The 2,565-nt window shown below is 32.1% G+C and carries 3 protein-coding genes; all 3 read right to left on the bottom strand.

Annotation, left to right across the window (positions count from 1 at the left end):
• A partial coding sequence (locus tag BCU91_RS07035; protein WP_133126583.1) for a D-glucuronyl C5-epimerase family protein occupies positions 1–831 on the bottom strand: 831 nt, incomplete at its 3' end.
• 6 nt (positions 832–837) lie between these two features.
• Positions 838–1,827 carry a hypothetical protein gene (locus BCU91_RS07030; protein ID WP_102531183.1) on the bottom strand — a complete coding sequence of 330 codons (990 nt, stop codon included), beginning with the start codon at positions 1,825–1,827 and terminating at the stop codon, positions 838–840.
• On the bottom strand, positions 1,824–2,565 hold a 742-nt coding region (locus BCU91_RS20445), incomplete at its 5' end, for a hypothetical protein (RefSeq protein WP_206747618.1). The genes BCU91_RS20445 and BCU91_RS07030, both read right to left, overlap by 4 nt.

Raw genomic sequence — 2,565 nt, 5'->3', positions numbered from 1 at the left:
ATTATTATTATATGATATATAAAGTTCTGCATGATTCTTATATTTATCAATACCAGTCAATATGTACATTGACTGTAATTGCGCAATATGTAAGTTGTGATAAAAAGGGCTAGATATATACGCATCATCTGAATATAACGACCAGTAACCACAGTTAAAATTATCCAACTCTTCAGCCAAAAATTCAGACAATGATGCAAAACTATTATCTTTATTTTCTACAGTCACCATTTTTTCGTAGTCGAATATACCCCACAGTGTAAATATCCAACCATTTAAAATAATAGCCCTATTCTTCTTTGGCGTTTCATCAAATACAATACCATTTTTAGTGTGAATAGATATATTATTGTGCTCATTCATTAAACAAGAATAGACTAGATTAGCAGTACTTAAATATTTTTCTTCATTGGTTTCTTTGTATGCTCTATATAGCACAGATAAAGCTTGCCCTTGGGCCATAGAGCTATAATTAGTTATTGTGTCTTTATTGCTACTAGACCAGCAATCATACCCACCATTTCTGTCAACAGAATTAACAAACCAATCAGCTAATAAAAGAAATTCTTCCACATTATTATTTTCATAAAGAGCTATAGCTTTTTGTGCAATAGCTATTGGAAAATAAACGTATTTCCCATCTGAAAGTTTGTTTCTAGGTACCCCTGTACTATCTTTAAACCCTTGCCAAGATAACTTTGAACTTAAATCATTCGGGTAAAGCTCTGAGTCTTTACTGAAGTTATAGGGCACCCCTTGCTTCTGATGAAATTGACTTATTCCAAGCAGCATTTTGGCCCATCTTATGTATTTTCTTATCATGTTAATCATAGGATTCTAACTTAATCTCATTGGGTGCTCAGCTAAAAACTTAGTTATACTGTATTTCTCAAACTCTCGATAACAATCGTCAGCGTGTCTATTATTAAGCTTAAGTGCGGAGAGATCTAAGTAAAATCCGTCTTCTAGGATAATACCGCATCCATTTTTACCGTAATCTCCAACATGAGAAGTCATGATAGGTATTACCCCACATGACAAATATTCAAAATATTTTATAGGTGAAGCGGTTCGATTAACTAAATTATCTTCCCTTAAAATAAAACCATACCGATGCTTAGATAAGTGACTTTGTAACTCATTACTCTTTATAGACATTACTTTATAGTTTTTAGCACTGCTTTTTTCTAGAAGTAAATTAGCAGTTACAACTTCATTAGTATAAACCGTCAACGAAGCTCTATTGTCCTGTGCTACAATTCCGGCAAAGCAGTCTGCTACCTTATCGAAAGATTGCCAAGTCGACATTCCACCTAAATAGCAAAAAGATAAATCATCCTGCGAAGAATTTTCAAATTTTTTACCAAAATACAAACAAGGGACAACGGTGATCTCTCTAGAGAAATATTTATCAGTCAGATATTTTTTTAGCCCATTTGAAACGGTACATATTGAATTTGCAGAATTATATATATACGCCTCAATTAATCTCATGACTAATACTTTAAAAAAACCTCTTCCTTTTAGTTTTAGTTCTTCACTAGATATACCTCTAAAGTCATATATATAATTACAATCAAGTCCCATTGTGAAAAACTTAACTACCAAGTAATCAATCGGGTCCCTTATATAAATCTTCTTGAGGCCTAACACTCTCTTTAAAGCCTGCCTAAATTGAAACACACTGCTGTATTCTCCATCTGACCGGTAAAACTTTGAGTTTAAGCGGAATAAATCCCCTCTTGTTAACTCATTACCACTAACAGGAGACACTTGTGAAGCAATTATATTTTCACCCAATCTTTTTGATACAACATAAAAATTCACGAAAAAACCCACCTAACATTGACTACAGTAACAACGAGAAACAACATAAAATAAGCCGTTATGATTTTTTTGTTTTTATAAACATTTGAAAATGAATTAATTCCATACGCGCTTATATAAATTCCAACGATACTCGGAAAAAATGACAGTTTAACTCGGAGTGAAAAACCATCATTTATATAGGTATATAGTATCATTGAGAGAATATATGAGATAAACACTGAACTACAGACACTTCTCCCCCATGAACTAGTTTGCTTGCTAACATCATCCTTACTAAAAAAATATGACAAAATTAAAATTGTAACTCCCATCATAGATAACGTAGCAAGAACAAAAGTTATCCATGAGATCAAATAATTTTGGTAATAAGACTCTTGGGCTATATACTCCGCAATGATTTGTGGGATTGGTTTTCCTACAAATGACAACGGCAATTTAAAAGCATTAGAAAAAGCCAATCGGCTATGTTCAATTACAAATGGAATTGTCAAGGTTATACTTAGAAGAGCAACCAAATTCAACCACTGCCGGCCCTTAAATTGGTTTACAAAAAACGCTAAAAATAAAGAAGCGAACAATATATACACAAGTTCGTATCTAAAAAAATATAACAGCACTAAAGATATAATAAACACAAAGAACTTTTTATTAAACAAGCCATAAAATATTGCATATAAAATTATTGACAATATACCATCCCTGTAGTTTTGAGTTACTATAAAACTCAAAGGAAAA

Source organism: Shewanella sp. 10N.286.52.B9 (genome assembly GCF_002873635.1).
Lineage (GTDB): Bacteria > Pseudomonadota > Gammaproteobacteria > Enterobacterales > Shewanellaceae > Shewanella.
This window is presented reverse-complemented; position numbering and strand designations above follow the sequence as displayed.